This window comes from Tepidibacillus infernus, assembly GCF_048898065.1.
GTDB classification, from domain to species: Bacteria; Bacillota; Bacilli; order Tepidibacillales; family Tepidibacillaceae; genus Tepidibacillus_B; species Tepidibacillus_B infernus.
On sequence record NZ_JBLWFI010000055.1, the window covers coordinates 1 to 255 of the forward strand.

Consider the following 255-nt stretch of genomic DNA (forward strand, 5'->3'; position numbering starts at 1 on the left):
GCCCACGTGTTACTCACCCGTCCGCCACTCCAGAAGTCAGAGATCGGAAATCGGAAGTCGGATTGATTGTTCAATCAAATGATGCCATTGCTTCTTTGCGATGCTTGCATCTGACTTCTGACCTCTGGTCTCTGACCTCTAGCGTTCGACTTGCATGTATTAGGCACGCCGCCAGCGTTCGTCCTGAGCCAGGATCAAACTCTCCATAGAAATTCTTAGCAATTTATTGCTTAGAAGTTCTTGTCCTGTGATTCA

The 255-nt window shown here is 47.8% G+C and carries 1 rRNA gene; it reads right to left on the reverse strand.

Features of this window, described 5'->3' with window-relative positions:
* A 16S ribosomal RNA gene (locus TEPIDINF_RS15270) occupies positions 1–210 on the reverse strand; the annotation flags it as partial.
* Positions 211–255 lie beyond the last annotated feature (45 nt).